General features: G+C 42.9%; 22 protein-coding genes. 8 read left to right on the top strand and 14 right to left on the bottom strand.

Features of this window, described 5'->3' with window-relative positions:
• Positions 1 to 226: 226 nt before the first annotated feature.
• Complete coding sequence (locus ACF8CV_RS03120) at positions 227 to 1,594, top strand: endonuclease/exonuclease/phosphatase family protein (RefSeq protein ID WP_025518808.1); 1,368 nt, start codon at positions 227 to 229, stop codon at positions 1,592 to 1,594.
• 75 nt (positions 1,595 to 1,669) lie between these two features.
• Here the strand turns inward: ACF8CV_RS03120 and ACF8CV_RS03115 are convergent, their stop codons facing one another.
• The 4 genes from ACF8CV_RS03115 to ACF8CV_RS03100 form a co-directional block, all read right to left on the bottom strand.
• Positions 1,670 to 2,209, bottom strand: a complete 540-nt coding sequence (locus ACF8CV_RS03115) for a phosphatase PAP2 family protein (protein ID WP_020835216.1) — start codon at positions 2,207 to 2,209, stop codon at positions 1,670 to 1,672.
• 387 nt (positions 2,210 to 2,596) lie between these two features.
• Entirely contained in the window at positions 2,597 to 2,983 is a 387-nt protein-coding gene (locus ACF8CV_RS03110; RefSeq protein WP_005454090.1) for an MAPEG family protein, read from the bottom strand.
• Positions 2,984 to 3,188: 205 nt separating this feature from the next.
• On the bottom strand, positions 3,189 to 4,094 hold the full coding sequence (gene rarD / locus ACF8CV_RS03105; protein WP_015313147.1) for an EamA family transporter RarD: 906 nt from the start codon (positions 4,092 to 4,094) through the stop codon (positions 3,189 to 3,191).
• 88 nt (positions 4,095 to 4,182) lie between these two features.
• Positions 4,183 to 4,905 (bottom strand): sulfite exporter TauE/SafE family protein, encoded by a 723-nt coding sequence (locus tag ACF8CV_RS03100; protein WP_138937074.1) that lies wholly within the window; start codon positions 4,903 to 4,905, stop codon positions 4,183 to 4,185.
• A gap of 376 nt (positions 4,906 to 5,281) precedes the next feature.
• On the opposite strand from ACF8CV_RS03100, the gene mshA reads away from it, so the two are divergent.
• On the top strand, positions 5,282 to 5,818 hold the full coding sequence (gene mshA / locus ACF8CV_RS03095; protein ID WP_392416020.1) for a type IV pilin MshA: 537 nt from the start codon (positions 5,282 to 5,284) through the stop codon (positions 5,816 to 5,818).
• Between the two features lie 66 nt (positions 5,819 to 5,884).
• Here mshA and ACF8CV_RS03090 read toward each other — a convergent pair whose 3' ends face one another.
• Positions 5,885 to 6,859 (bottom strand): chemotaxis protein CheV, encoded by a 975-nt coding sequence (locus ACF8CV_RS03090; protein WP_005481272.1) that lies wholly within the window; start codon positions 6,857 to 6,859, stop codon positions 5,885 to 5,887.
• A gap of 548 nt (positions 6,860 to 7,407) precedes the next feature.
• On the opposite strand from ACF8CV_RS03090, the gene ACF8CV_RS03085 reads away from it, so the two are divergent.
• The 4 genes from ACF8CV_RS03085 (at position 7,408) to ACF8CV_RS03070 (ending at position 10,310) form a co-directional block, all read left to right on the top strand.
• The gene (locus tag ACF8CV_RS03085) at positions 7,408 to 7,743 is read left to right on the top strand and encodes an Hpt domain-containing protein (RefSeq protein ID WP_229628784.1); all 336 of its coding nucleotides are present in this window, start codon (positions 7,408 to 7,410) and stop codon (positions 7,741 to 7,743) included.
• A 96-nt stretch (positions 7,744 to 7,839) separates the two neighbouring features.
• Entirely contained in the window at positions 7,840 to 9,471 is a 1,632-nt protein-coding gene (locus ACF8CV_RS03080) for a response regulator (protein WP_005486537.1), read from the top strand.
• Between the two features lie 73 nt (positions 9,472 to 9,544).
• Positions 9,545 to 9,709, top strand: coding sequence for a hypothetical protein (locus tag ACF8CV_RS03075; protein WP_005454149.1), 165 nt, complete (start codon positions 9,545 to 9,547; stop codon positions 9,707 to 9,709).
• Complete coding sequence (locus tag ACF8CV_RS03070) at positions 9,702 to 10,310, top strand: response regulator transcription factor (RefSeq protein WP_005454317.1); 609 nt, start codon at positions 9,702 to 9,704, stop codon at positions 10,308 to 10,310. Before ACF8CV_RS03075 ends, ACF8CV_RS03070 begins: the two co-directional genes overlap by 8 nt.
• Before the next feature lie 10 nt (positions 10,311 to 10,320).
• On the opposite strand, the gene ACF8CV_RS03065 is transcribed toward ACF8CV_RS03070, so the two are convergent.
• From ACF8CV_RS03065 to ACF8CV_RS03040, 6 genes are all read right to left on the bottom strand, one after another.
• A complete protein-coding gene (locus ACF8CV_RS03065; RefSeq protein ID WP_005489294.1) occupies positions 10,321 to 11,208 on the bottom strand; it encodes a LysR family transcriptional regulator in 888 nt (295 codons plus the stop codon).
• A gap of 159 nt (positions 11,209 to 11,367) precedes the next feature.
• On the bottom strand, positions 11,368 to 12,738 hold the full coding sequence (locus ACF8CV_RS03060; protein ID WP_005486479.1) for a GGDEF domain-containing protein: 1,371 nt from the start codon (positions 12,736 to 12,738) through the stop codon (positions 11,368 to 11,370).
• A gap of 9 nt (positions 12,739 to 12,747) precedes the next feature.
• Positions 12,748 to 13,344, bottom strand: a complete 597-nt coding sequence (locus tag ACF8CV_RS03055) for a response regulator transcription factor (RefSeq protein ID WP_005481323.1) — start codon at positions 13,342 to 13,344, stop codon at positions 12,748 to 12,750.
• The gene (locus ACF8CV_RS03050) at positions 13,337 to 14,503 is read right to left on the bottom strand and encodes an EAL domain-containing protein (protein WP_138937075.1); all 1,167 of its coding nucleotides are present in this window, start codon (positions 14,501 to 14,503) and stop codon (positions 13,337 to 13,339) included. Before ACF8CV_RS03050 ends, ACF8CV_RS03055 begins: the two co-directional genes overlap by 8 nt.
• Entirely contained in the window at positions 14,487 to 18,152 is a 3,666-nt protein-coding gene (locus ACF8CV_RS03045) for an ATP-binding protein (RefSeq protein ID WP_138937076.1), read from the bottom strand. The genes ACF8CV_RS03050 and ACF8CV_RS03045 overlap by 17 nt, the downstream gene beginning before the upstream one ends.
• A 409-nt stretch (positions 18,153 to 18,561) precedes the next feature.
• On the bottom strand, positions 18,562 to 20,013 hold the full coding sequence (locus ACF8CV_RS03040) for a DUF1254 domain-containing protein (RefSeq protein WP_138937077.1): 1,452 nt from the start codon (positions 20,011 to 20,013) through the stop codon (positions 18,562 to 18,564).
• Between the two features lie 190 nt (positions 20,014 to 20,203).
• Between ACF8CV_RS03040 and ACF8CV_RS03035 the strand changes: the two genes are divergently transcribed.
• On the top strand, positions 20,204 to 21,202 hold the full coding sequence (locus ACF8CV_RS03035; RefSeq protein ID WP_025604535.1) for a LysR family transcriptional regulator: 999 nt from the start codon (positions 20,204 to 20,206) through the stop codon (positions 21,200 to 21,202).
• A gap of 167 nt (positions 21,203 to 21,369) precedes the next feature.
• Complete coding sequence (locus tag ACF8CV_RS03030) at positions 21,370 to 22,224, top strand: LysR family transcriptional regulator (RefSeq protein WP_025628658.1); 855 nt, start codon at positions 21,370 to 21,372, stop codon at positions 22,222 to 22,224.
• A gap of 173 nt (positions 22,225 to 22,397) precedes the next feature.
• Here ACF8CV_RS03030 and ACF8CV_RS03025 read toward each other — a convergent pair whose 3' ends face one another.
• The 3 genes from ACF8CV_RS03025 to ACF8CV_RS03015 all read right to left on the bottom strand — a co-directional run bounded on the left by ACF8CV_RS03025 (position 22,398) and on the right by ACF8CV_RS03015 (position 25,029).
• Positions 22,398 to 22,856 (bottom strand): hypothetical protein, encoded by a 459-nt coding sequence (locus tag ACF8CV_RS03025; RefSeq protein WP_015313138.1) that lies wholly within the window; start codon positions 22,854 to 22,856, stop codon positions 22,398 to 22,400.
• A 222-nt stretch (positions 22,857 to 23,078) separates the two neighbouring features.
• The gene (locus ACF8CV_RS03020) at positions 23,079 to 23,642 is read right to left on the bottom strand and encodes an OmpA family protein (protein WP_005459729.1); all 564 of its coding nucleotides are present in this window, start codon (positions 23,640 to 23,642) and stop codon (positions 23,079 to 23,081) included.
• Between the two features lies 1 nt (position 23,643).
• A complete protein-coding gene (locus ACF8CV_RS03015; RefSeq protein ID WP_005454199.1) occupies positions 23,644 to 25,029 on the bottom strand; it encodes a VWA domain-containing protein in 1,386 nt (461 codons plus the stop codon).

Raw genomic sequence — 25,029 nt, 5'->3', positions numbered from 1 at the left:
TTATAGACCTTATGGATGAGTTTATGGCGACTCAACGTTCTCGACATATACCTTTAACAATTTGCATATAACCTTTTGATGTTGAAACTGTCGCATTTATTGCACAAATCACACAAAAATTGATTGTATATGTAATTATGCAAACGTTTGTGTGACTCATATCGCTTACAAATATTACTGATGTTATTAATATTTGCCCGAATCAATTATAAGGTATGACGTACCCATGAAAACAATTAAAACTTCTCTCGCTCTCCTTATCGGTGCCGCTTTACTGACTGGCTGCAATGACGACGACACGAAATACGTAAACGTTCAGCCAACTGAAGTAAAGATTGCCACCTACAACCTCTCTTTTGACCGCGCGACCTTCGAAGCTTTAGTAAATGAAATGCAAATTGAACCAGCGCAGCAAGCTGCATTGGTTACAGCCTATTTAGACGGATCCATCGCAGCTGAAGACAAAACCACTGCGGAAAAGGTCATTCAAATTCGCAACGTTGCTGCGATCATTCAAAAGAATCGCCCTGATGTACTGATGATGGCGGAATACAACAACGACGGAACAGGCGAAGACAAAGCAGCCCTTGAAGGCTTCCAAAAGAACTACCTGTCTGTTGCACAAAGCCTCGATGGCGCGGGCGGAGAAGCAAACCTCGAACCTATCGAATACCCTTACGCGGAGTCTTACTCTACCAACACAGGTTTGTTGAGCGATTTTGACCTCGACAACAACGGCACTGCCGGCCAAATGCCGGGGGATGCATGGGGCTTTGGCATGTACCACGGCCAATACGCCTTTGCCCTAATGTCTAAGTACAAAATTGATACGGCAAATACACGAACCTTCCAAGAGTTTAAATGGAAAGATTTAGAAGGCGCGAAAATCCCAACCATTACTATCTGTGACGGCTCACAAAAAATTCCAGACAACATGAAGTGTGGCGATGAGTGGTACTCTGCAGAGGAATGGGCTCAAGTACGCCTCTCTTCTAAAAACCACGTAGATGCACCAATTATCATCCCGACCAGCAATGGTAATGAGGTTGTTCATCTTCTGATGTCGCACCCTACACCACCAGTTTTCGATCCAGGTAAAAACCAAGCGCAAAACGCAGCGGAAGTGGAATTTTGGCACCATTACATCCAAGGAAAAGAATTTTTCTACGACGATGCAGGTAAACAAGGTGGCTTGGCGAGCGGTGCTAAATTCGTCATGATGGGCGACCAAAACCTCGATCCAGTTGCTGGCGATGGTATTAGCTCTGTCATGCAAGATCTGCATAGTGATCCGCTGGTTAACCAAGACGTGATGAACGGCAACCTGTACCCAACAAGCTTTGGCGCAGCTGAACACGCCGTTGAAAAGAGCTCAACTCACCCATATCCGAACCGTATCACTTCAACATTTGGTTTAGGTGTAGACTACGCCTTGCCTTCTGCAAACTTAAACGTGGTTGATTCCGGCGTTTACTGGTCTGCATCTTATGAAGAAGGTCGTAAACTGTTTAACGATTCGCGCATCGGCAAATACGGTAATGGCAAAGATGTTTCATCTGACCACCGCATGATCTGGATTAAAGCGCAGTTCTAAGTAACTTCATAAACAACAAAGCCTCGGACATTTCCGAGGCTTTTTTCATTCGATTCAAATATCTAACTCATACCCTTACCAACGATAAGTGATGGAGATACCCGCATCCTCGCTGGTCACCCAAGGTACAAGCTGTACATTTTCGTCATACGCATCAGTAAAAATATAAGCACTCAACGTGCCTATAGCCGCGCCTGCCAACACGTCTCGCCAGTAGTGTTTCTTGGCTTCAACACGGCCGACGCCCACTAACGCTGCCATGCTGTATGCAGGAAGTCCGGCTTCCCATCCATAACGCAAGTAAAGGTTGGTCGCAGAAGCAAATGCGTTTGCCGTGTGGTTGGATGGAAAGCTGTCGTTGTCACTTTTATCTGGGCGTTCTTCATCGATGGTCTTTTTACCAATCAAACCAACACCAGAAGCCGTGCCAATGCTCAATCCTGCTTGCCAGAACCCTTCCCAATCGCCTTTATAAGCTGGCACAGCTGCAGCGGTTGCCACTAAACCGTAAGTGCCAATATCCGTTAGAACGTCCCAGTCTTTTTCGCTCATCGCATTAACCGACTGACAGCACAGTAAAGATGCCACACCTACTACACGTATTGTTTTCTTCATTAATACAACCAATTACATTTAAACCGCGCGCAAGTTATCACACTTGTTGGTTTTATTCGATAAGGCAAACACCTTAATAACGTGTAGAGATAGGAAACCTGAAGATAAAAAAAAGCCAACCACAAGGTGTGTGATTGGCTGTATATACTTGTGAACAATTGGGTTCACTAACAACGTCAGTTGGCTAGGTGACCCTCGGCTTAGAAAGGGTCAATAGTACTAAAGCATGAGGCGTGCCAACTTTAAAGCGCATAGAAACAGGCTGATATTTAATCAATTTCATTAAAACTTCATCAATAGCGACTATTTGCTCACAGCTTTCATTGCAATTTGCAAACTCGATTTAGCAATTCGCAAACAGATTCGCGCTGTAGGAACTTATTAGACTTACCACAATTTTCCGTAAGGGAAGTAGAACATATTCAAGACCACAAGAGACACAATCACGAGAAACGTCAGCTGCATGCCCTTCACTCTTCCTTTAAAACTCTCTTGTAGGATACCTCTGGCATGAATGATGCGGCCAATTACAAAGATAATACCGGTAAGATGAATCCAAATGGGTGCTGCGCCGTTAAACTCTAACAACGCCATAAGAATTAGCGTAATGGGTATGTATTCGCTTGCGTTACTTTGTGCGCTGCGGGCAATTTGCAGTGCTTCTACGCCGCCATCTGCGTACGCAACCTTGTTAAGGCGCCTTTGTTTGATGACTTGAAACGCTAACCAAACTAAAAGTAGAGCCAGAATACTGGCATAAAGTGCAGTGATCATGTTGAGTCCTTTCTATTCAGATACCTATTCACTATACCTAAGTAACTTCAAGATGCCGAATAATGAAAAACATCGCTATTCATAACTTGAATTTCAGTGATAAAAAAAGCGCTCGACTGAGCGCTTTTATGTTTGGTTTTACTTGGATGCACAATGAACTAAAACGAGCGTGGTTGGCCCAAATTTGGTTTAAACCGGATTCAACCTACACCGAATGATTAGCCAACTTTTTACGCTTTATTCCTTTCGCAACGCCTTCGAAGATCGTGAGCAACAAACCCATCCAGATAAAGGCAAACGTAACCGCTTTAACGTCATCGAATAGCTCCCCAAAGAACACGACAGCAAGAATAAACTGCAAGCTCGGCTCTATGTATTGCATCAAGCCAACCGTCGATAAGTTTGTAATACGAATCGCGATTGAGTAGAAGATCAAAGGCAGAATCGTGATTGGCGCGCTGCCGAAGTAAAGCAATAAGGTTATCGTATCAACGGAAGAAGCAAGCTCGCCTGTCGTCCATTGTTTGAACAGCAAATATCCCAACGCAAACGGCGCAAGAACAAGCGCTTCAATAAACAATGTTGTGCTCCAATCATAGTTGATTTTCTTTTTGTAGAGTCCATAAAGCGCAAAGAAAAGCCCCATTGTTAAGGCAACAAACGGTAGCTGCCCGTATTGAAACACTTGGTATAACACGCCACAAGTTGCAAGCAATATTGCAATTAATTGCCCCTTAGAAAGCTTGTCTCCCAAAACAAATACACCTAAAGCGACAGACACAAGTGGCCCGATGAAAAAGCCCAAGCTTGCATCAATCACTCGATGGTGAGTCAACGCCCACGTAAATGCACTCCAAGAAATACACATTAGGCTACTTGCCACAAAGGTATACCAAAGAGACTTTTTATCTCGCCACACCTGCGACCAATTTGGCCAATGGCGAGTCACCGCGTAGACGATAAGAATCCCTACGGGTACCGAGCCAATAATGCGCCATGCCAGCAACTCATCCATTGCAGCATTAGGAAGAAAACGGTAGTAAACCGGCAGTAATCCCCAAATAACGAAGGATAACGCAGCCATAAAATTGCCGTAGTGACGATGATTCATAGGCCATTGCTCATTGAGATGAAGAAAAAGTGACGCGATTTTATAGCGCAAAAGGCGTTTGTAAAGTGATTATCATCGCGCCTAATTGTTACAGGTTCAGCCCTTGTACGACTGCCGTAAAGCCACTCACAAAACACAGCAGTAACGCACCAAAACGAAGCTTTTCTTTCGGCAGCGATTGCGTCGTTTTCATCGCAAGCCAATACCCAAGCCCGGCAGCTGGTAGTAACGGAATCGTAATCACAAGGTGGTGCAACGTAAAGAAGCCCGCTGGGATTTGAACCACCAAAGAGATGATAGAACTGAATACGAAAAATGCCGACAAGTTACCGCGTAACTGGTTCGCTTCTTGATGCTGCAATAGCAATGCCATCGGAGGGCCACCGATTGCCGAGCTGGTACCAAACAAACCGGAGAAAAATCCAGCTAACGTCATACGCTGGGGTGTTGGTTCAATACGAAACGGAAGCACACTAACGATAACCGCGAATAGAACGAGTAAACCGATCCACAACGTCAGTGCTTGAGTGGAGACAAAAAACAGCATGAAGCCACCAGCAATAGAGCCGGGAACTCGGCCAATCAGTGCCATTTTTAGACCACCGATTTCGACGCTACTGCGATGTTTCAGCGCATTCATGATCGAAATAAACAACGCGACCAAACAGATAGGTGCAGGCACATATTCGGGCGCCCATAGAATGAGCAATGGCGCGGCCACAATGGCTAAGCCAAAACCAATCGCAGTTTGGACAAAAGAACCGAGAAAAATCAGTCCCATCGCAAGCAAGTTAACCGAATCAAATTCCATCTAGATGTTCTTATATTCAGATGATCAATAAGGGCGCTAGACTTATCGCATTTCGAGATAGTTGCCTAACCCCGCCTTGCGTAGCATTCCTCAATGACCAAGAAAAGACAATCTATTTGTCTGTTTTTAGACAACATTCGTTTTCGCTAACCTCACTACCAACGTAAGGCTTTTCTTACAGAAAACTGAATGCACTGTACACCAAAACAACACATATGCCGTTGATAAAATCATCAAAATGATTGATGTCGAGCTCTAGCGCTTTATTTTGCATCGCTCTATAATGCTGACCCTTTTATCAATACTGTACTTATTTCCACAACAAAAAAGCGTACAGTTATTTACTTTTTTACCTTTAACTTGCTGTGAAAATAATATGAAAAAACAGACTGGATTTACTCTAATTGAGTTAGTAGTGGTGATTGTGATACTCGGCATTCTTGCTGTCACCGCCGCACCACGTTTTTTAAACTTACAAAACGATGCTCGCGAAGCCCGCTTAGAAGGTATGAAAGGCGCAATTGCGTCGGCGTTGGGGATCGGATATGGAAAAATGGCGATCGTAGGATTAGAGCATTATCCATACATTTCAAACAAACACACAGACGCGGGATCAGGTAAAGGCCCAGAAAGTCTTCCTTTCCCAGGTTGCAATCTTAATGGTTCTAAGAGCTGTACATTTAGATATGGATACCCAGATGCGGATGAAACTAACTTAGCCGTACTCGTTGCTGAGCTAGATAATCAGTATGGAACAAGTGATTGGAAAGTAACCCAATCACAGGAAAAAATTGAAGTCGTAATTTCCGCTAGAGACGACAAAAATAGTAGCTTAACCCAGTGCGGTATTTTGTATGCTCCGCCAACTACATCAAACGAAAGCTATAAATTAGAAATTCTTCCTTGCCCATAAACAAATAAGGCTGCCAATCGGCAGCCTTATTACTTTTAACTCTGTGCTTGATGAGCGATAAGCAAATTAAGCGAATACGTATTTATCCATCATATTCACCATACGACCAATTTCTGGCTTGGTAATGGTGTCATTAGCGCCAAGCGACAGCGCTTTTGCTCGGTTATCTTCACTCATTAGTGACGAGAACATGATAATTGGCATTTGGCGGAACGCTTCGGTTTCACGCAACCTTTTCACTAAGTGCATGCCATCCATTCGAGGCATTTCTACGTCCGTCACAACCGCATCCAGCAGTTCTCGTACTGGTAGCTGTTCTTCTTTCGCAACTTCAATCAGGCTCATCAATTTCTCATGCGCTTCACCACCATCTTTACAGGTGATAACGTTGTAACCTGACGACGCCAAGGTATCTTGAATCAGAGAACGGATGAACGCGGAGTCGTCCACAACCATGATGGTTTTCGCGTTACGCTTACCAACCATGCGCTGGTTCAAATCAACAGATTTATCCACTTTCACGTCGTATTTTTCCATACTCAGCTCAGGGTTAATGTCTGCAATGATCTTTTCAAAGTCGAGGATCATAATCAGGTTGCCATCTTTGCGAACGACCGCCACAACACAATCCTGCTCACCGGCTTCTAAAAACTGACTTGGCGATTCCACATCATTCCATGAAATACGGTGAATACGTGAAATGCTGTCGATTAGGAAGCCATTGGTCATCTTGTTGAAATCGGTAACGATAACAAACTTGCGCTCAAGGTCTTGTCGCGTAGGGACACCTAACCAACCAGCCAAATCGACTAAAGGCGTTAGGACATCGCGAGATGAGAACACACCAATCATATGAGGTTGCGCGTTCGGATAATCTGTCGTCTCAGGCACGCGAATCACTTCACGTACTTTGGCAACGTTAATACCGTAATAACAGGTTTTGGTGCTGCCGTCTGGCAATTGTTTTTCTAGGTGAAACTCAATAATTTCGAGTTCATTGGTACCACTTTCAGTCAAAATGGTGCTGGTTACGTTACTCATAGACCCAATATCCAAAAAACGCGTCAAGAAAAGGCTTGATGCAATACCGTAAAGAACTTCTTCCTACGGCAAAAAATCCGAGCGTCCTTTTTAGTCTTTACGACTGTGTTTGTAAACCTTCAAAAGGACGATTACTGCACACTTCCATCTCAAACAGTGAAAATATGTCTCAATTTTGAACAAGACTTCGGTAGAGATTCTACTCTCCCGCCTTCGTTACGTTCTATAGCGGCCATAACACTGAAAAGTTTAGGAATAATTTGAGCGAATGCTTTATGCCACAAGCAAAGTTACAACGCAGAAGATAGCAATAAAATGCCACTCATTTCTAACATGAAGAAATTTGAAACGCAGCTATCGAGTGTAGTGCAGCAACCTCTCCCTTATTGGCTTCCTATTTTGATGTAAGAAAAGCCTCACAACCACAATAAAACATTAGATATCAATAATTTAGAATTAGTTTAAAAACAGTCCTATACTTGACCCGTTTCTTAAAATTAATAACTATTTATCTGTTCTTAATCAATAACAAACGATGCTCCACTTATATGAATTCAGACTCTTCTCTACATACTCAATGGTTAACTCACTTTCCAGCCGATATGCAACACCACATGGCAACGGTGTATCTGGAAACCATGACAGAAGATCTCGAAGTGTTAAAAGCGCATCTACACGAACCAAAACATTCACTCCAGACCGTGCACAAGATTAAAGGCGGGCTCGCACAAATAGGCTTAGAGCGTATTCATCAATCCGCTTTATTGACCGAACAATTGGGCCGATCTGATTCCCCCCTTTATCAAACGGCGTTAGAAAAACTCATCACCGATCTAGAGCTAAGCGTTAATGACGTCCATCATTGGGTTACTCAACATACATAAAGCGATTATCTTCCCTCAAAAAAATCTCAAGAGAAGCATTTAAGCTTCCGCTGCATTGAATTTTCTTACACGCTTTGACTGCACAAGGATTGACCCATGAGTTTTGACCGTAATCTGTGTAAAGTTCTGGTCGCTGACGATTCCAGACTGGTTACGAGTAGCGTGACCGCGATACTTCGACAACTCGATTTAAGTGACATCTATTACGCTTATAAACCTTTTGAGGTCATCAATCTTTGTAAGCAAATGCATTTTGATTTGGTGATTTGTGACTACAACTTTCAAACTCAGCTCAATGGCTTTCAGTTGTTAGAAGAGTTAAAGCACGCGCAAATTCTGCCTGCACATACAACTTTCGTTTTTTTGACCGGAGAAAATGATCACAAGATCGTACGTTCAATAGTGGACTGCGACCCTGATGACTACTTGCTAAAACCGTTTAATCACACCTTTTTTCGTAACCGACTGCTGTCAGCCATGAAACGCAGAAGCGTGCTACTACCGATTTACGAAAAACTGCGTGAGATGGACTTTGAAGGCGTGATTGAAGCCACCGATACCCTTCTTCCCTTTCATCCCGAATATTCAAAACTGATCAGACGTTACCGTGCGCATGCAATGGTGCAAAACAAACAGTTTTCTAGCGCCCGTAGCGAATACGAAAAGTTACTCAAAGAAGACAATTTTGACTGGATTAAAACTGCGCTCGCCAACACGCTAATCGAGACCGATGACCTAGAAAAAGCACAAGAAGTTCTGGAAAGCTTGAGCAGTAAAAAAGAGAACCCCTACTATCACGATGAAATGTCTAACATGGCGGTGCTGAGTGAAGACATTCCTAAAGCGATCAAACACCTTAAGCAATCGACCATGTTGCTGGATGCTGGTTCTGAGCGTGAACTGGTGATCACCAACCTCTCTTTAGCCAGCGAATCTTACGATGACGCGGTCACTTACATTAAGCGCTACTACGAAAAGAACGAAAATACCTTCCGAGGCGGCATCTTCACCAAACTGAATTTTGTGCGCTGCCACTTATATAGAGCACTCAATGCACCTTCAAATCAATGCTTTGAAAACCTCCTGTTTGGATTAAACCCACTGATTGGTGAAATAGAGAAGAACTCACAATTCAAAGCCCAATTTGCATTGATTGACGCGCACATCGCGCTGATTCGTGGTGATTTAAAAGCCGCTATTTCTCAAGTCAGAGCGGTACTAGCCAGCAATCAACTGTCGCATTTCTATGATCTTTACCATCTGTGCGTACTGCTCGAACGTTGTTCATTTTTAAGTGAAATGAAATCGATGTTGCCACGTGCTCGCCGAGCCATTGCCGAGGCGCAACATCCAAGTATTTTCCGAAGCCAAGTGCACATGCTCAAAAGCCTGGAAGTGCGCCTGCAAGAATCGCAGACCAAAATCGAGCAAATCAGAAGACAAATTACCGCTCAGAAGTCGATTTCAACCTCCTCAATCACGCCGCACTTTGATCGCTACTTTCAACTGCACGACCTTCTTCCTCACTCCAAGAAAATCTGTTTAGCGATTGTGAGGTTAGCCTCACTTCGCCCATTTGAGTATCGCGGCGAATACGCGATTTATCGTAAGCTCGAGCATTGTGACCGCGTAATACGAAACTTGTGTGATAACCGAGAATTACAATCCATTAAATACAACAACATGTATCAATATGCGAAACAGAACATCACGGTCAGCAATGGATGAATTAACGTTTTCTGTTTGTTAGTTTTCTGTCAGAGCGTGTTTTTACACAATTTTCTCTTCGTTAAGCGTTTCAATGGCTGCCGCCAACATTCCAAAAAATAAGACACTGATTTTCATTTTTGGAAAGAGTCATTTTCCTTCCTCTCAGCAAGGTTTTTCCTACAATCCTACTCATCCAATCGAGCTGTTGCCTGACAGCGTACTAGTTGAAATATTAGATGAGGTTCACTTTGAATAACGTTCTTATTATCGACGACCAGCCATTGTACAGCGAAGCGCTTGCTTCTCTTGTTGAAAATGCAATCAACACAGCTGAAGTAATCCAAACCACTGACAGTGCGGAAGTAATGGAGCTCGTTCGAAGTCAAAGGATTGATTTGATTATATTAGACGTAGTGCTTGGCGACCGAGATGGTATGCGTTTAGCCAAAAACATTTTAGCGACGGGCTATCGTGGACGACTGTTGTTTGTCTCTTCACGAGACTACTCTAGCCTTTCTAAAGCCGCTTACGAAATGGGCGCTAACGGCTTCTTAAACAAGAATGAAGCAAGAGAAACTATCGCCGATGCGATTGTGAGTGTGTCTCGCGGTTACTCGATGTTTAAGTCGACTCACACGCCATCATCGGGTGATGTGACGCTGTCAAACCGCGAAGCTATGGTGTTCCATTACTTAGCGCAAGGCTACTCAAATAAGAAGATTTCTGAGCAGCTTTCACTGAGCGCTAAAACGATCAGTACCTACAAAACACGTATCTTGAAGAAGTACCACGCAGACTCATTGATTGAGCTGCTGCATACTATCCCTCAGTCAGAAAACATTCAGTTTTGCCGCTAAGCACTGAGAATTAAGCACTCATGTATTTTGCAATGGCGCCAGTTAACAGCTGGTGCATTGCATCATGCCGGTGACTTTGTTTCATTTGCACCACAATCTTGGGCCAACCATTCGGGTAGTAAGATTCCGGTACTCGTATAAAGTTGTACCCTTCTATTGGCGCTTGATACTCAAGCAACACCGTTGCCGCACTCTTTTTCTTAATTAGCTTCAAAACGCTGCTTACATTATCTAACGCTGCAATTCGGTTAATCACCATACCGTGACTCTCCATTGCTCGCTTGGCAAGCTGCTCTTTCTCTTTCCAGCCGATGATTTCTAACATGATGAATGGTAATTGTGCAGCTTCTTCAAGAGTTGTAATCCCCAACTCTTCCGGAACCACAACCACTGCGGGTGCATAACCAATGAATTTCTGATGGACAGATTTCGGTAAGTCATCGTTAAAGTAATGAAGCTGCGCGTCCACCTTGCCTAGGATGATCTCTTCAACCGTGTACTCAGTAATGGTGGCCACTGAAATGTGCGCTTTAGGGAACAGCTCCATCAAATCCATTGCGAGCAAGTGACCAAATGAGTATTGAGCGGTTTGCGGTAAACAGACTGTGATGTCTTTTTCGTAGTTTTCTGGCTCAAACTCGCCACTAATTAAGCAGGTTTCAAGCTTTTCCAACGCGTCGGCAATTTTGGGCAGTTGACGCTTTAAATAGTCCGTCGGCTCCATGTGGTGAGGATGTCGGATAAACAGCTCATCGTTAAGCTGAAGTCGTAATCGGGCAAGGTATTTACTGATGGACGCTTCACTTTTCCCCATCGCTTTTGCAACGGGCTTGAGTTGGCGGTGCTTATCCAATAAGACAAGAATTTTGAGTAGGTTTAAGTCGAGATCTTTGTTCACACGCGACACCAGATGTAAGGTCAGAAAATAATTAGAGCAGCCATTGTTTGCTGGCTGCTCTAATATAAAAGACCACTCTTTCTGTTTGGTCAAATTAATCAAACAGTTATGTCATGGTTATGTCCAATCACTTGGCATTTTTATCAATAAAACTATTACTTACTGTGATTGTTGTCTGCGTTTTTTCATCTCATAGAGATCTTCATCCGCTCGAACGATAACATCTTGCAGTGATTCGTGTGATTCGTTTGCCGCAACGCCTGTGCTTACGCTGACTTCAATGTCTAACGTTTTAAGTCGGTTGTCTTTGACAACGCTACGTAACTTTTTCGCCAACATCGAAGACTGACTGATGCTGCACCCCGGCAAGATTGCGATAAACTCATCGCCCCCAGTTCGGACGAGATAATCGCTGGTTCTGAACACTTTACGCATCGCATCGGCAATGATCTCGATAACCTCGTCCCCAACGTGATGACCATAGCGATCATTGATTCGCTTGATCCTGTCGCCATCAATGGCAATGACGGAATAAGGGGCCGTTTTCAAGCGGCGTTTGAATTCGCTATCTTTAAAGACCCTGCGGTTAAGTAACCCAGTTAAATCGTCTTTTGTCACATTCGTCAGTGCCGTCGCCAGACGAAGTTTGCTCTCTTTGGATTCATGCGCTTTGTTGTAATACGCCAAGGTTGCCAAAAAGAAAATAACAAACAGAAAGCTGTAATCCACCATCACTTTACTGAACGGGTACATGTAGACAATCAAGTTGTTGTTGTCTGCCACAAAAGATTGAGTGTACGCGAACGATGGCCACGGATAACCCGAAAAATAGATCACCATTTGCTTGTTGCCATTGGAGATCTGTACGTCGACGGCTTTCCCTTCGTTATAAAGTGATGAAAGATAGAGCTGTTCCGAAAATTCGCCGACTAACTCACCTTGGAAATAAACCGGGCTCATGATGCTTATTGCCATGTCATCCGAGTAGGTGGTTTTAAACGGCAGAGAAAACAACACGCGATCAGTCAGTTGTTCTTTCCACGCAGCCAGAACGCAAGAGTAGTTGCTCTTGCACCAATCGACATCGAATGTGGCCTTCACACCTTCTAACGCTTTGATTGGTCGCTCTAAAATCAACTTGCTCCCAGTATAAGAGCGAAAGTACATAATGGCATTTTGTCGATTAAACGCATTCGATAAATACGCTTCGGCTTGATGCAGCGATTTGCGCGCGACGGCTTCAACGTAATTCAGCTTTTCGTACGGTGACAGCGAGTAAATCGCGTCTTGGAAGCTGAACTCAGTTTGAGCTTCCACTTCATCCACGCTCAAGCCTTTGTATTGTTCGAGCTTCGCTTCCGTCAGCAGCCCCATTAAAATGACTTTTTGCTTTATTTTGGCTAGGTTATTTGCGTATGTGTTGAACTGCTTTACCTCATAAGAAATCAACACAGCGCCAATCATCATTGTTGAAGTTGCAAACAGTAACGTCGCCACAAAGAAAGACAGCGCGATGCTTTTAAATGTCATGGTGTCTCCTTAGGTCCCCGCTACTCTCGTTAGCTCGACAATGTTCTTTACGTTAAATTTATCCAGTACGCGGCGTTTATAAGTGCTGACGGTTTTATCGCTAATCGACAACACGGACGCGATATCTCGATTGGACTTGCCTTGCAGCAAATACTTCATCACGGCACTTTCTCTGCTCGAAAGTTGCGGCATTTCTCTTACTTCGTTCGCGACTTGCTTAAATTTAAAGAAGGTATAGCCCTTCACCACCGCTTCGATAGCGTCTTTCAGAATGTCGTGATTTTCCGATTTGCACACATAGCCATCTGCGCCAGATCGAAACGCCATTTGACTGTACATTTGGCTGGTTTCCGCCGAGAAGAAAATGACCTTGCCTTCATAACCGTGGGATTTGATGCGTTTGTAGAAATCAAAGCCGTCGCAATCGGCCAAGTTCACATCCAAAATCAGCAGTTCAATGTTGCTCTCTTTTAATGTCTTAAATGCAGACTTAGCTGACGTTGCGGTAAACACTTCATTGGTCATCCCCAGCTCTTTCAGTAAGGATTTGATTGCAACGCAAACTAGAGGGTGATCATCAAAGATCAAACAATTCATTTTATTCATATCTTTCATTCAGTATGGTTATTGCTTCTAAAGGCATGGGTTTGTCGATGTAGAAACCTTGGCAAAGGTCAATTCCGTATTCACGCATCACTTGAAGCGTGACTTCATCTTCAATTCCTTCCGCGACGAGCCGTATGTTCAAACTTTTCGCCAGCGCACAGATGGCGACAACAATGTTGCGTTTTTTCATATCGCACTCGACGCCTTGCACAAACGAGCGATCTATTTTGAGCTCGTTGAACGGCAGTTGAGCCAGTTTTTCAAACGTCGATGAGCCGGTGCCAAAGTCATCAATTGAGACGGTGACGCCGTTCATTCTTAGCTTGAGTAAGTTCTTGTACAGAGATGCACTGGTTTGGAACGTGTCTCGCTCTGTAATTTCAATGGTGATTTGAGAGGGTTCAATCTCGTTCTCAAGGCATTGCTGCAAAAAGCGATGTGAAAACTCCGGTTCTTCCAAGTTTTCATGATCAACATTGATGGATACTTTTTGCGTCAAACCCCGATGCTTGATGTCATAAATCGCGTTATTCAAGACGGCTTGGAACAACTCGGCAGAGAGATGACAACGTTCAACAATCGGCAGAAAGTGGTAAGGCGACAACACGCCATAAATCGGATGACTCCAACGCGCGAGCGCTTCATAACCAAGCACCTCTCCACTTTGCGCATCCACTAGCGGTTGGTAATAGTTTTTCACTCGCCCTTCACCCAACGCGAATAAGAACTCTTGATCCTGCACTTCAATGGGTTGAATAAACGTCGCCTTTTTGGTTTTTTCACCTTTCATTAGACTCAGCAGTTCAACCACTTGGTTTTCGTCATACGGCTTAGGCAGCTTTCCTAACACCTCAAAGCTAAACCCTTCGCACATGGCACGTACCGCAGAGATGATGGTCAGCTCCATCGCACTGACTAACACAACTTGTCCTTGGTATTGAATCTGATCGAGCATTTCCATCATGTCGATGCCGTCTTTTCCTGGCATCTGGATATCGCAAAAAATCACATCAAAATGCTGATGTTGCGCACATTGAATCGCATCATCGACACCGTTGAAGGACATTACTTGCGCACAATAGCGATTCAATATCTGCGTAAGTATTGTGGTTTGTAGTGGATGGTCATCAATCACCATCACATTAAGCTGTGTATTCATTCATCTCTGCCCAATAGTCTATATTGTCGATCTCCTGCTCGATTCGTAAAATTAACTCCGCGGCTCGCCTGTCAAACTCCGCCGCGGTGACTCGCTCTGCCTCAATGCAAAGCTCAGTCAGCATGCTGATTCCAATTGCCCCAACCGCACCTTTGATGCCGTGGATAACCCGTTTTTTATCTCGCTCAGTCGAGGCAGCTTGTAGGTTTTCAATATCCGTTGCCATAGATTGGCTAAACACACGCGCAATTTCTTTTGCGTCTTGCGTTTTAAAACGCTTAATCCAATCCGGTAATCGGGTCTTTTCTTTCTTGCCAATAAATGGCACCAAAACGGTTTTCAATTTGTTGAGGTCGTAAGGCTTGTAAAGTACATCATCAATACCGATGTCTTGTGTGCGCTCACTGGCAAGGCGAGCATCCTCCGCCGTCACACCGATGATTGGCAGCGATTTGAAACCAGACGCCCTCACATGTTTGATCAGTTCATAGCCATCCATTGCTGGCATGTGAAAATCGGTCAGCAGCAACACGACGTTTTCATCTTGGTTGATGTACTCCCAAGCCTCACGGCCGTTGTTCACAATCACAGGTTCGATACCAAGCTCACGTAGCTGCATTGAAATCACGCTTTGGTTGATTGGGTTATCTTCCGCAACCAATACCGTTCCGAGAATCCACGAAACTTCTTCGGACTTAAGCTCGTCCAACTTGGTCTCTTGCTGCGTTTGGCTAAGCAAATTGAACAGCGCATCTGGGTATTGAAGCTCTCGCAACGTGAGACTACCGAGAATTTCTCGATCATCGCGCAGCATCACACCATCAAAGCCCGCTTCGTTGTCTTGTGCGGCGTAAAGGTTCGCCATACTTCTTGCCAGTGTTGCTGGCTGCATTTTCCATGCGTCACACCACTGACGAATGCTGAGTGGCAATGCCTCGCTGTAAGTCCAGTTCAAACACACTTCTGGTTCTGAATCACAACGCTCAATTGGCAATTTGACAGTTATCGTCGTACCCAAGCCGAATTGTGAATCGATGCAGAGCACGCCGCCCATACACTCGATCAATCGGTCAACGATGCTCAGCCCTAACCCTGTGCCGCCATATTTGCGCGTAATGCTGTCATCCGCTTGAACAAACGGGTTGAGAATGCCTTCGAGTTGACCATCCGTCATACCGATGCCCGTATCTGCAACTTTCAAAATAAGCTGCTTTTCGTGCAGGATGACACTGATTCCGATCTCGCCTTCTGCTGTGAATTTCACGGCATTTGAGAGGAGATTGGTGGTGATTTGCACTAATCTCAGTGCATCGATTTCAATGAACGCATCCGAAAACGGCTTGATCGTAACTTTGTAATCCAAACCTTTCGCAAGCGCTCTTGGCTCGAAGCTTCTAAACACATCGCACAAAGTTTTGAGTAAGTCGGTTTTAGCGGGAGCAACGGTTAACTGCCCTGCTTCTAGCTTTGAGTAATCCAACACTTCGTCTACTAACACATTCAAATGATTGAGTGACCGCATGGCCTGAGCGATCAACTCGCGATTTGAATCGGCCGTCACTTGGCGATTCAGCAAATCGAGGATGCCGTGCGCCGCCGATAATGGTGTTCTTAACTCGTGACTCATGGTCGCTAAAAAGTTTTCACGGGCGCGCACTGCAGTTTGTGCTTCTTTTTGCGCATCAATTAACGCCTGCTCACGCTCTTTTTGCTGGGTAATGTCTTGAATCACCGTCAGCACAAACTTCTTCTTCCCGCTTGGAGACGCGATGGTTTTACGCTCTCGATACACATGTTTAATACCGAGTTCGCACCCCGCAGACGCGACCTCTTCCGAGATGCGTTGTCCGCCAATTACAGTGGCCAATTCATCCGAGTTGTTCACAAGAGGCGCATTAGTCGAGCAGCTTTTCAGCTTACATTCTTGGCATTGCTTGCTCTTATAGTTGGCACAGTTGCTCATTTCCAACTGGTTATCTTCACCGTGAATAAACACCAAGCTGTTAATTTCTTGAATGATGCCCATCAGCCATTGTTTTTCCGCTTCTTCATTGTTGGCATTCAGCTCAGCTAATTTCACCTTTAGACGTAGGTGCGCAAGAATGAAATACGCGGCAGCAAACATCAGAGAAAAAGTGACCGCACCTGCCAAGAAAAATTTTGCCATTTGCTCGTCGTCGTAGCCATAAACTAGGTTGAAGCTTCGGTGCGAGCGCAGAAGTTTTTCTATCTCATTTGAATCAATGGTTTCGATGATGCTGTTGAGCATGTGTTGGAGCTGCGTATTGTGTTTTGCAACTGCAAACGCATTCGAGAACGTCAGAACGTCTTGCTCATTGATCACCAAACCATCGACCTGGTCTTGTGCAATCATGCTATGAACAACGTCATCCGGAATGTAAGCCACGTCCAAAACGCCTGATTTCAAATCTGCAAGCAGCTGTTTTAAATCGTCATAACGGTCAAAACGATCCTGTTGCCACACACCTAAGTGCACCAACCCTTGTTTCTTTAAACTCAGTAGAATGCCCGCTTTTTCTGGCGATGACTTGTCGCGCTCGCTCTCTTCTGCTTGGATAGAAACGTAATTGCTGTGCATGAATGGTTTAGTGATCAGCCAGTCTGACTTAGGGACTGGGCCCACATAAGATACCGGGACAATATCGGCATCAAACGCCGTCAACCCATTAGAAAGACTCGACGTCGGTTTCACATAGCTAAAGGCCAAACCCGTACGCGACTGAATTAAGTCGATAAAGTCTGGGAAGAATCCGTCCAGCTTACCCGTGTGCGAATCTCGATAAAGAAATGGATACGCTTCATCACTGCTGCTGTACGTGATCGTTAAGTTACTTTTATGATTACGACGGTACGCCACCAGCAACTTGTCGTTGATGTGATACGGGTTTTTTGATGCCACCGAACGAATGTTTTTACCGCTCTGCTCCCATTCAAGAATTTTGTCGATGTTGTCGATCAGTTTCTGGTTGTCTAGTGAGGCGATAAAACTCACCTCCTCTTCTTGCAGCCAATTCGGAATATCGACAATTCCTTTCACAATATCATTAGCATCAAGGTATTCGGTAATGCCCACATAGGTGTAAATCAACGCGTTAGCTTTGCCGCGTCGAACGTCATCAAAGGCTTCTAAACGCGTTTTCACATAGATAATGTTGTCGATGCCCTGCGAAGTTAGATTGTCGCAGTACACGCTACCTTCCACACACACCCATTTGATATCGCGAATATCACGATCTTTGTAGCTAGCATCGCGATACCAAGCAGCGATGGTGCTGGAGAAAAAGGGTTTCGAGAACAGAAAACGCTTCTCTCTTTCTGGCGTTTTGCTAAAACCCACAGCGCCATCAATCACACCGTTTTCAACATCGTTAAGCAACGGCGGAATGTGTTGATAAGCGCGCAGTTCTAGGTTGAGCCCAAGAACCTTAGCGATGTTAGAGAGATAATCGAGGTTGATGCCGTAAAATGGACCGACACTGTCTACAACGGAATTTGAAGAGTCGTTTTGTGTGATAACGCCGACTACGATGCTGTCTTTTGTATTTTCTTTCGCAAGCGCATTAAAGGAAACCGCAAGACTGGCTACGGTTGCGGTAAGTATGATTATTTTTCTTAGAATGCTGAACATAAATGCTTCCTCTAATTGGAAAGCCAGACTAAATTGATCAGCAAAAATGTCAAATTTCGAACTTTAACGAAATAACCACTAACTATATGTTTTTAATTGATTAATTAAAAATAAGTAAGGACATTCTGACAAGATATTCCACCTTTGACTACACGATATTTGCGTTCAATATCTCAACAGTAAATGTTCTGTGTTTCAACCAATAAACAACTGGAAAGTTGGAAAACGCGCCATCAGATTATTCTCAAGACTTAGCCAGTTGATAAGTCTTGTTTATTTAGTAAAAAGCTCAGCCACAGGTAAAACAGTCCTGTAGCCGAGCTTAATTTTACAACAGACAATCTCAGTTTTGAGGTGCCGTGTTATAACTCAGGGAGACGTGTGTTTCCCTATATTGATACCAATGTTCTTATTTGACGAGTTCGATATCACCCATCGTCCAGCTCTTATCGAACATTTTCTCTGTTGGGCCGTAGAAGCGGAAATACGTAAACCAACCTTCTCCTGGGTTCGTTTGTACCCAGTTGTTCTCATAACCTTTCACTGGCTTTGGACCGTAGTAAACGTCAATCGAACCGTCAGAATTAACTTTTAAATTCTTACGAGAAGAAATGTCTGGTGAGCCTGCATCGTTGATGATCATCAGGCGATTGTTTTCATCGTAAACCGTCGTCGACCAGAAGTTTGACGCAGGGACATTCGCTGGAACATGCAGTTTGTAGGTATGTTCACCTGAAAGCCAGTTGCCATCACTATCTTGATACGTCACTAAGTAACGCTGACCAAAGCCTGGAATCGTACTCTTCATACCGCGAGAAACCGTGATCGCTTCGTAGAACCAAGCCGCACGTTCATCAAGTTCATCGTAGTTTTCGCTTCGTTGGTCAAGTGACACACTGATGGCATCTTTCCAATTCGTGCCTTTCCAGTACGGCTGTGTAAAACGCTTGGTGTAATCATTTGATTGCGCCATTGCTCGGCCGACTTTACTTGCTTCAAGCAGAATTTTCTTTTGCTCTTCTGTTGGGTTAAACGGCTTACCCTTCTCGATACCTAAGAACTTCAACTGAGCCATAACAAAACGATCGCGTTCTTCCACTGGGTTTTCTTGGATGATTTGATGGATGGTCTTCCAGTATTCCAAGCCATCTTTTGGAATATGCGTCCAATCAATTTCCGGCACTTGAGCAACCGGGATTTTACGACCTAGTTTGCCATCGGCGTATGGTTGCGTTGTGATGTTTGGCACCACTTGTTTCACTACGCGACCAACATCCGGTTCAAGAATACGGATGCCACCATATACAACATTGGTCTTCGGTCTAATTACGTAATAGCCTTTTGGATTTAGATCTTTGTATTTTTCACCCGGTGGCACAATCAAGTATTTACCACCTTTACCTTTATCTGGGCCCAATAAGCTCAAATCAGACAGTACGCGCTGATGGACATCAAGCATCATGCCCGCCATCTTAGCTTCAGGGAGGTTAATAATTAGCGGGCCTGTCTTTTCTAGGTTCCACGTACCGATAACATAAGGCGTTGTGAAGTTGGCGGTAATAATGCCTTGTTTTTGCTTAAGGGTATTGAAGAAGCCCATTTGACCTTCTTCAAATTTAAAATCATTACGACTAACGTTCAGCCATTCCATAATACTTGAGGCAGGGATTCCCCAAAGATAAGCTTGGGTTGCACGCTGAAAATCCATTTCATTCAACATGTTTTTCATTGTTTCTTGTGTCGGAAAATCTGATTCAAATTTCAAATCACCCACGCGGCTTGGAACCACCGTTTCTTGTGCAAAGACAGAGGCAGACAGAAGCATGCTCGTCACTGCTACTGCTAAAATGCGCTTTTTCATATGGAAGTAATCCTTATCTTATTAGATGGTGTTGCTCAAATTAGAACAAGTCTTTTCAAGTCTAGATTAATGTTGAACCGATTATTCTTTGTTCATATCTCAAACCCACCATCATCATAAGGTTCATAGATAAGGAGATAAATTGACCATTTATTATTGGTAATATACCAATTTTGGTATAAGTTAATTTATGCAAACACGGATACGCCTTACACCACCAGAACGTAATCGAATGAAAAATAAAGATAAAAACAAAAAGCCGTTACATAATTTAGATTTGAATCTGCTAAAGATTTTTAGAGTAGTATCGGAAGAGAAGAAAACAGTCGCCGCAGCCAAGAGGCTCAACATCACTCAACCTGCTGTCAGTCGGGCGATGGCACGTCTACGTGAGCATTTTAACGACCCACTGTTTGTGCGAACGAGGTATGGATTAAAGCCTACGGACAAAGGACAACTTTTATCCGATAGCTTACCTAAAATAATGGATGATTTATCGAATCTCATTTTAGAGCTTGATGAGTTTTCGCCAGAAAGCAGTTCCGCGAATATAAAAATCGCAATTAATGGATTTTTTGGCGTCTCCTTCCCTGCTAAATTGCATTTAAAGTTATTAGATATCGCTCCTAATATCACAATAGAAACAGAAAGTTGGAGCTCAAATACCATTAGTAAACTGATTAATGGTGAGTTAGATTTGGGAATCAACTACCCTCTAAACAATGTCCCAAAAGAACTACAAACCAAGCACCTTGCCACCGATGAATTTCAGATATTAGCGAGAGATGCACACCCTTTATCAGATCAAGCGCTCGATTGTAATGACTTAAGTCTATACCCAATTGTCACTGCCATCGTCCCAGATTGGAATGAGAACAGAACGCTTATTGAGTGCTGGGCAGAGCGTGAAAACATTGAAACCGAAACCGCTTTTAGGTCCAGTTCCATTTTGTCTCTATTAGAAGTGATTTCTGAGACAGATGCTCTATTCCCCACATCTGCGTTTCTTTCAAGAAAGCATCTTTCCGGACTCAAAAGTTTGTCACTCTCTCCACAACTAAAAGCCTCCTTCAAAGGCGAATCTCAAGATATTTACCTATACATGCACTATCGCCATCGCAATAGTCCTATTTATAAATGGCTGATTCCAATAATTGAAAGCACACTTTCATCCATTAACGATAATTAGTTGTTTTTCAAAGCCTTTCGATTCTCCTCAGTGGTAACGTTTCATTTATCGGTGAGATATTAATATTTGATATATTCTGTATAACATCAACGAAGTTAATTGATCTTTGGTTTAGAGGTATATTGATTAAGCAATCAATATTAAAATAACAACAGACCATAACTTTGATGACTAATAAAAAACTGGATTTAAACTTAATCCAAACATTTTTAATTGCTGCAGAATATCAATCATACACCAAAGCAGCTGAGCACCTTGGCGTGACGCAACCAGCAGTAAGTGCTTCCATTAGGCGCTTGGAAGCACTAATTGAATACCAACTCTTCACCAAGGTAGGACGTTCAATTTCCCTGACTTCTAGAGGGCAGAACTTGCTCCCCAAACTAAGGCAAGCACTGTGTATGGTAGAGAATGCATTGTCCATTTCGCCTCAATTTAAGGTTTACTGCTCAGAGGTATTTTCGGGTAGTTTATCGTCGATTAACAACGTTTCTATTCACGAAGCTGTCGCGACAAAAAACTTGTTACTGGAACTGCTTCATCAGCAGAAAATTGCGTTAATCATTGATTCAATCAAGTCTGATGATTCTACACTGGTCAATGAGGTGATTCACGAAGAGCCAAATGTCGTCGTATGCCGCAAAACACATCCGAGAATAAATGGACAAATCAATACCAAGCAGTTTTTTAAAGAGAAACACTGCGTGCTGACTGATGAATGGGCTGTGAATCAAACGACCAATCACAACCAATACCTAAATAACGTACAAGTCGAAACCGTGGCATCTTCTCTTTCTGGCGTCGTGTTAAACGTGATTGAGAGTGACAATATCGCGATAATCCCCCACTCTTTTGCAATGAAATGGAAGGAACAGCTAGACTTACAAGTGATTGACTTGCCCATTGAGTCAAACCTTGTCACCTACCATTTCATTTATCACAAAAGAGAAAAAAACAACCTGCACCACAAGCGTATTCGAAACAACATCAAAGAAACGCTAAAACCATTTTACAAATCTTAGCTCTTTGCTTATTCCCGATGCCAAGAACCATACAGTTGTATCGGTAAGCTAGGCGCGGTTATCTAGCGGCTTTACCTCGTGTACTGATAATAATTGTATAGACAGAACAAAAGCGATGGTGGCTAAATTCGTTTTTAAATAACAGAGCTTTTTAAACTGCAAAGATATCGCGATTAAACTTGATGATATTTTTTGTTTTTACAATCATAGCTTAGCAATTCGTATGTATTTCTAATATCCAAGTATTTTTCATAATGTAGATAGGCAATGATTCTAGCGTCTGTATTAAACATCAATACGTTTAATGCATTTATTGAATCATATAAATCTTTACCATCAACACCTGACTCTTTATAGCAGCTATTTATATAATTGAGCTCTTTGTAGAGTTCGCTAGCAATCAGCGGATTTTCTAACCTATCTTTTGCGAAATCATAACTTAATATACTTGTCGCGTATTGGATATAACGTAACATAAACTCTTTATCAGCTTCTGTTACTTCTAGGTGGTTAACGACTTTATCGACATCATCTCTGATATTATTTTTATTTAAGTCGATGCCTAATAAAGTGTCAGAAACATCTTTGAGTATACGAGGGTTATATACATACTCCTCTAGTTGGGCGCTCATCGCTGGTTTTTCTACTTCAGCATAGGAATGGTAAGCGTTACCAAAAAACAAAAATATCGACACGAAAATATGTTTACATTTCATTGATTGAGACAACTAATTTATACATTACAGAAATAATATTCACAAAAATAAAAGCTTAGTGAAAACTAAGCTTTTAAATACCACATAAGATTGAGCACATGAATATTAAAATTACAACAGCAAATAGTGGATTGCTCATTACTCTATAGTTAATACAACTCGACGGTTACAGCCTGACAGCTTATTCTCGTTCACCTTACATATAGGTGCAGACTCCCCAAAGGCCTTTTCCACGATTCTGTTGCCAAGCCCCAGATCTTTCTTTAAATACTTTGAGGCAGTGCTTGCACGTCGAAGGGATAAACTTTTGTTGTAAGCCTGGCTTCCGACATCATCCGTGTGCCCTTCAACGAGAATACGTTTGTCTTCGTTAACCAGTTCTAAATACTTTGATATAGCTTGTTTATGTACGTTTGTTAGATAGTGCTCATTAGTATCATAGTGTAGAACTAACGACATTGAGTTCTTATCAAATGTGCAACTTTCCGTGGCGTTTGTAGCTTCAACCTTTTCAATTTTTTCATCTTGCACAATGGAAAGATCCTCATTAATTACTGATGCGAGTTTTCCATCCACCTGAGTAATTTTTGTATCAGAGCTTTTCAAAACTTTTGAAGTAACATAGTTTTCACTTTGGTTGATACAATTAGCGAGCGCGACATTTGAAGTAAAAATAATCGCAAATGGTATTAACTTTTTCATTTTAATCTTTTAATCGTCCTGTTTCTTCGTTAATCAGATTTAATATATATTTGTAAACGTCTTTACCATTTTTCGCATGATAAATGTTTTTCTCACCAACGCACTCACCGAAACCATCATCTTTTTGTACGTTGTAGTTAACACCTATTACGCCCATGGTGACCTTGGTTTTTTCACCCTCTAGCTTCGCATGTTCACTTTGAAACTTATTTTCTTTACTAGATATTCTTTTCTTAAGGCTTTCACACAAACCATGCTCACCCACTAATGACTTTAAGAATTTGTCATAAACCTGATAATAATAAGTTCGCCCATCATACTGGTCTACGTAATATTTAGTCACGACGTCATACTTATCTCTATAAGATCTATTTCTATTCAGTCCCATCGGGAATTGCACATCTGTATCTGCACCATCAGAAAGAATAATAAACACTTGCTCTGGGTTTCGATCTTCCTTTTTAACTTTATCCGCTTCTTTCGCCGCAGCAATTAAGCCGAGCCATGATTGAGTACCGCCACCTCTTGCTGGCATCACTTTGTTGGAGTTTAGAATATCAATAAATTCCTGATATTTATCAGTCAGAGGGATATCCTGCGACTTATTATAATCACTAGCATAGTGCGGCTTTTGCTCTACTACAGACTTATCAAACATCTTATCGACAATGCTTTCAAATGACGCTTCAGTGTGAGAAAACTCACTTGCATAATCGTATAACTTCACTCGACCAGCGCCTTTATCGAACTTTGCGTTGTAGGCGTTATACGTTAAAAGCGCAACTCGACTTTTCTTATCCGGACCGGTTTTGAAGTTCTCCAACTCTTTAACGACTCTGGTAATCGTATCTTTTACGACCTGCATTTGAGTCTTGTTTCTTTCACCATACCATGGGTTACTCATCGATTGACTGGTATCCAATATAAAGTAGATATCAACGGGCTGAGGTAGGTATTTTCTCGTAATCGAGTCACCAGAGACCTTGAACTTGGGTTCTACACCAATTTCGTTGTGTGAGATCCACGAGTCATGCTCCGCAGTCGCGACAACGGTGAAGTCAGCAAATGGTGATAGCTCATTATTCCGTTGAACACAGCCATCTTTGTATTCACACTTTTTGGTGGATACGCTGATCTCGATATCGCTGATGTTGTCAGTAATGTATAAATCAACAATTCTCTGCGCATAGTCCTGGTCGTCTTTATTGTCTTTACCAGGGCTTGCGATCAAAGCAAGACTTGCTACTTCCGCCGCTTCTTCGATTTTGGAGTGCGCAAGTAAACGTTGTGTGTAACCGACAGAAAATGAGAAAGTGATGATTAATATAGGGAGAAACGAAACAAATATGATTCCAGCCACTCCTTTCTGCTTAGTGAAGCCCTTCAT

Source organism: Vibrio sp. zbq_1, assembly GCF_043102935.1.
In the GTDB taxonomy this organism is placed as follows: domain Bacteria; phylum Pseudomonadota; class Gammaproteobacteria; order Enterobacterales; family Vibrionaceae; genus Vibrio; species Vibrio parahaemolyticus.
The sequence above is the reverse complement of the archived record's forward strand: the minus strand, read 5'-3'. Positions and strand labels throughout refer to the sequence as shown.

Bases quoted from the DNA above. Each gene is read 5' to 3' on its own strand.
- ACF8CV_RS03120 (WP_025518808.1), top strand. From the start codon at position 227: ATGAAAACAATTAAAACTTCTCTCGCTCTCCTTATCGGTGCCGCTTTA.
- ACF8CV_RS03115 (WP_020835216.1), bottom strand. From the start codon at position 2,209: ATGAAGAAAACAATACGTGTAGTAGGTGTGGCATCTTTACTGTGCTGT.
- ACF8CV_RS03110 (WP_005454090.1), bottom strand. From the start codon at position 2,983: ATGATCACTGCACTTTATGCCAGTATTCTGGCTCTACTTTTAGTTTGG.
- rarD (WP_015313147.1), bottom strand. From the start codon at position 4,094: ATGAATCATCGTCACTACGGCAATTTTATGGCTGCGTTATCCTTCGTT.
- ACF8CV_RS03100 (WP_138937074.1), bottom strand. From the start codon at position 4,905: ATGGAATTTGATTCGGTTAACTTGCTTGCGATGGGACTGATTTTTCTC.
- mshA (WP_392416020.1), top strand. From the start codon at position 5,282: ATGAAAAAACAGACTGGATTTACTCTAATTGAGTTAGTAGTGGTGATT.
- ACF8CV_RS03090 (WP_005481272.1), bottom strand. From the start codon at position 6,859: ATGAGTAACGTAACCAGCACCATTTTGACTGAAAGTGGTACCAATGAA.
- ACF8CV_RS03085 (WP_229628784.1), top strand. From the start codon at position 7,408: ATGAATTCAGACTCTTCTCTACATACTCAATGGTTAACTCACTTTCCA.
- ACF8CV_RS03080 (WP_005486537.1), top strand. From the start codon at position 7,840: ATGAGTTTTGACCGTAATCTGTGTAAAGTTCTGGTCGCTGACGATTCC.
- ACF8CV_RS03075 (WP_005454149.1), top strand. From the start codon at position 9,545: ATGGCTGCCGCCAACATTCCAAAAAATAAGACACTGATTTTCATTTTT.
- ACF8CV_RS03060 (WP_005486479.1), bottom strand. From the start codon at position 12,738: ATGACATTTAAAAGCATCGCGCTGTCTTTCTTTGTGGCGACGTTACTG.
- ACF8CV_RS03055 (WP_005481323.1), bottom strand. From the start codon at position 13,344: ATGAATAAAATGAATTGTTTGATCTTTGATGATCACCCTCTAGTTTGC.
- ACF8CV_RS03050 (WP_138937075.1), bottom strand. From the start codon at position 14,503: ATGAATACACAGCTTAATGTGATGGTGATTGATGACCATCCACTACAA.
- ACF8CV_RS03045 (WP_138937076.1), bottom strand. From the start codon at position 18,152: ATGTTCAGCATTCTAAGAAAAATAATCATACTTACCGCAACCGTAGCC.
- ACF8CV_RS03040 (WP_138937077.1), bottom strand. From the start codon at position 20,013: ATGAAAAAGCGCATTTTAGCAGTAGCAGTGACGAGCATGCTTCTGTCT.
- ACF8CV_RS03035 (WP_025604535.1), top strand. From the start codon at position 20,204: ATGCAAACACGGATACGCCTTACACCACCAGAACGTAATCGAATGAAA.
- ACF8CV_RS03030 (WP_025628658.1), top strand. From the start codon at position 21,370: ATGACTAATAAAAAACTGGATTTAAACTTAATCCAAACATTTTTAATT.
- ACF8CV_RS03025 (WP_015313138.1), bottom strand. From the start codon at position 22,856: ATGAGCGCCCAACTAGAGGAGTATGTATATAACCCTCGTATACTCAAA.
- ACF8CV_RS03020 (WP_005459729.1), bottom strand. From the start codon at position 23,642: ATGAAAAAGTTAATACCATTTGCGATTATTTTTACTTCAAATGTCGCG.
- ACF8CV_RS03015 (WP_005454199.1), bottom strand. From the start codon at position 25,029: ATGAAGGGCTTCACTAAGCAGAAAGGAGTGGCTGGAATCATATTTGTT.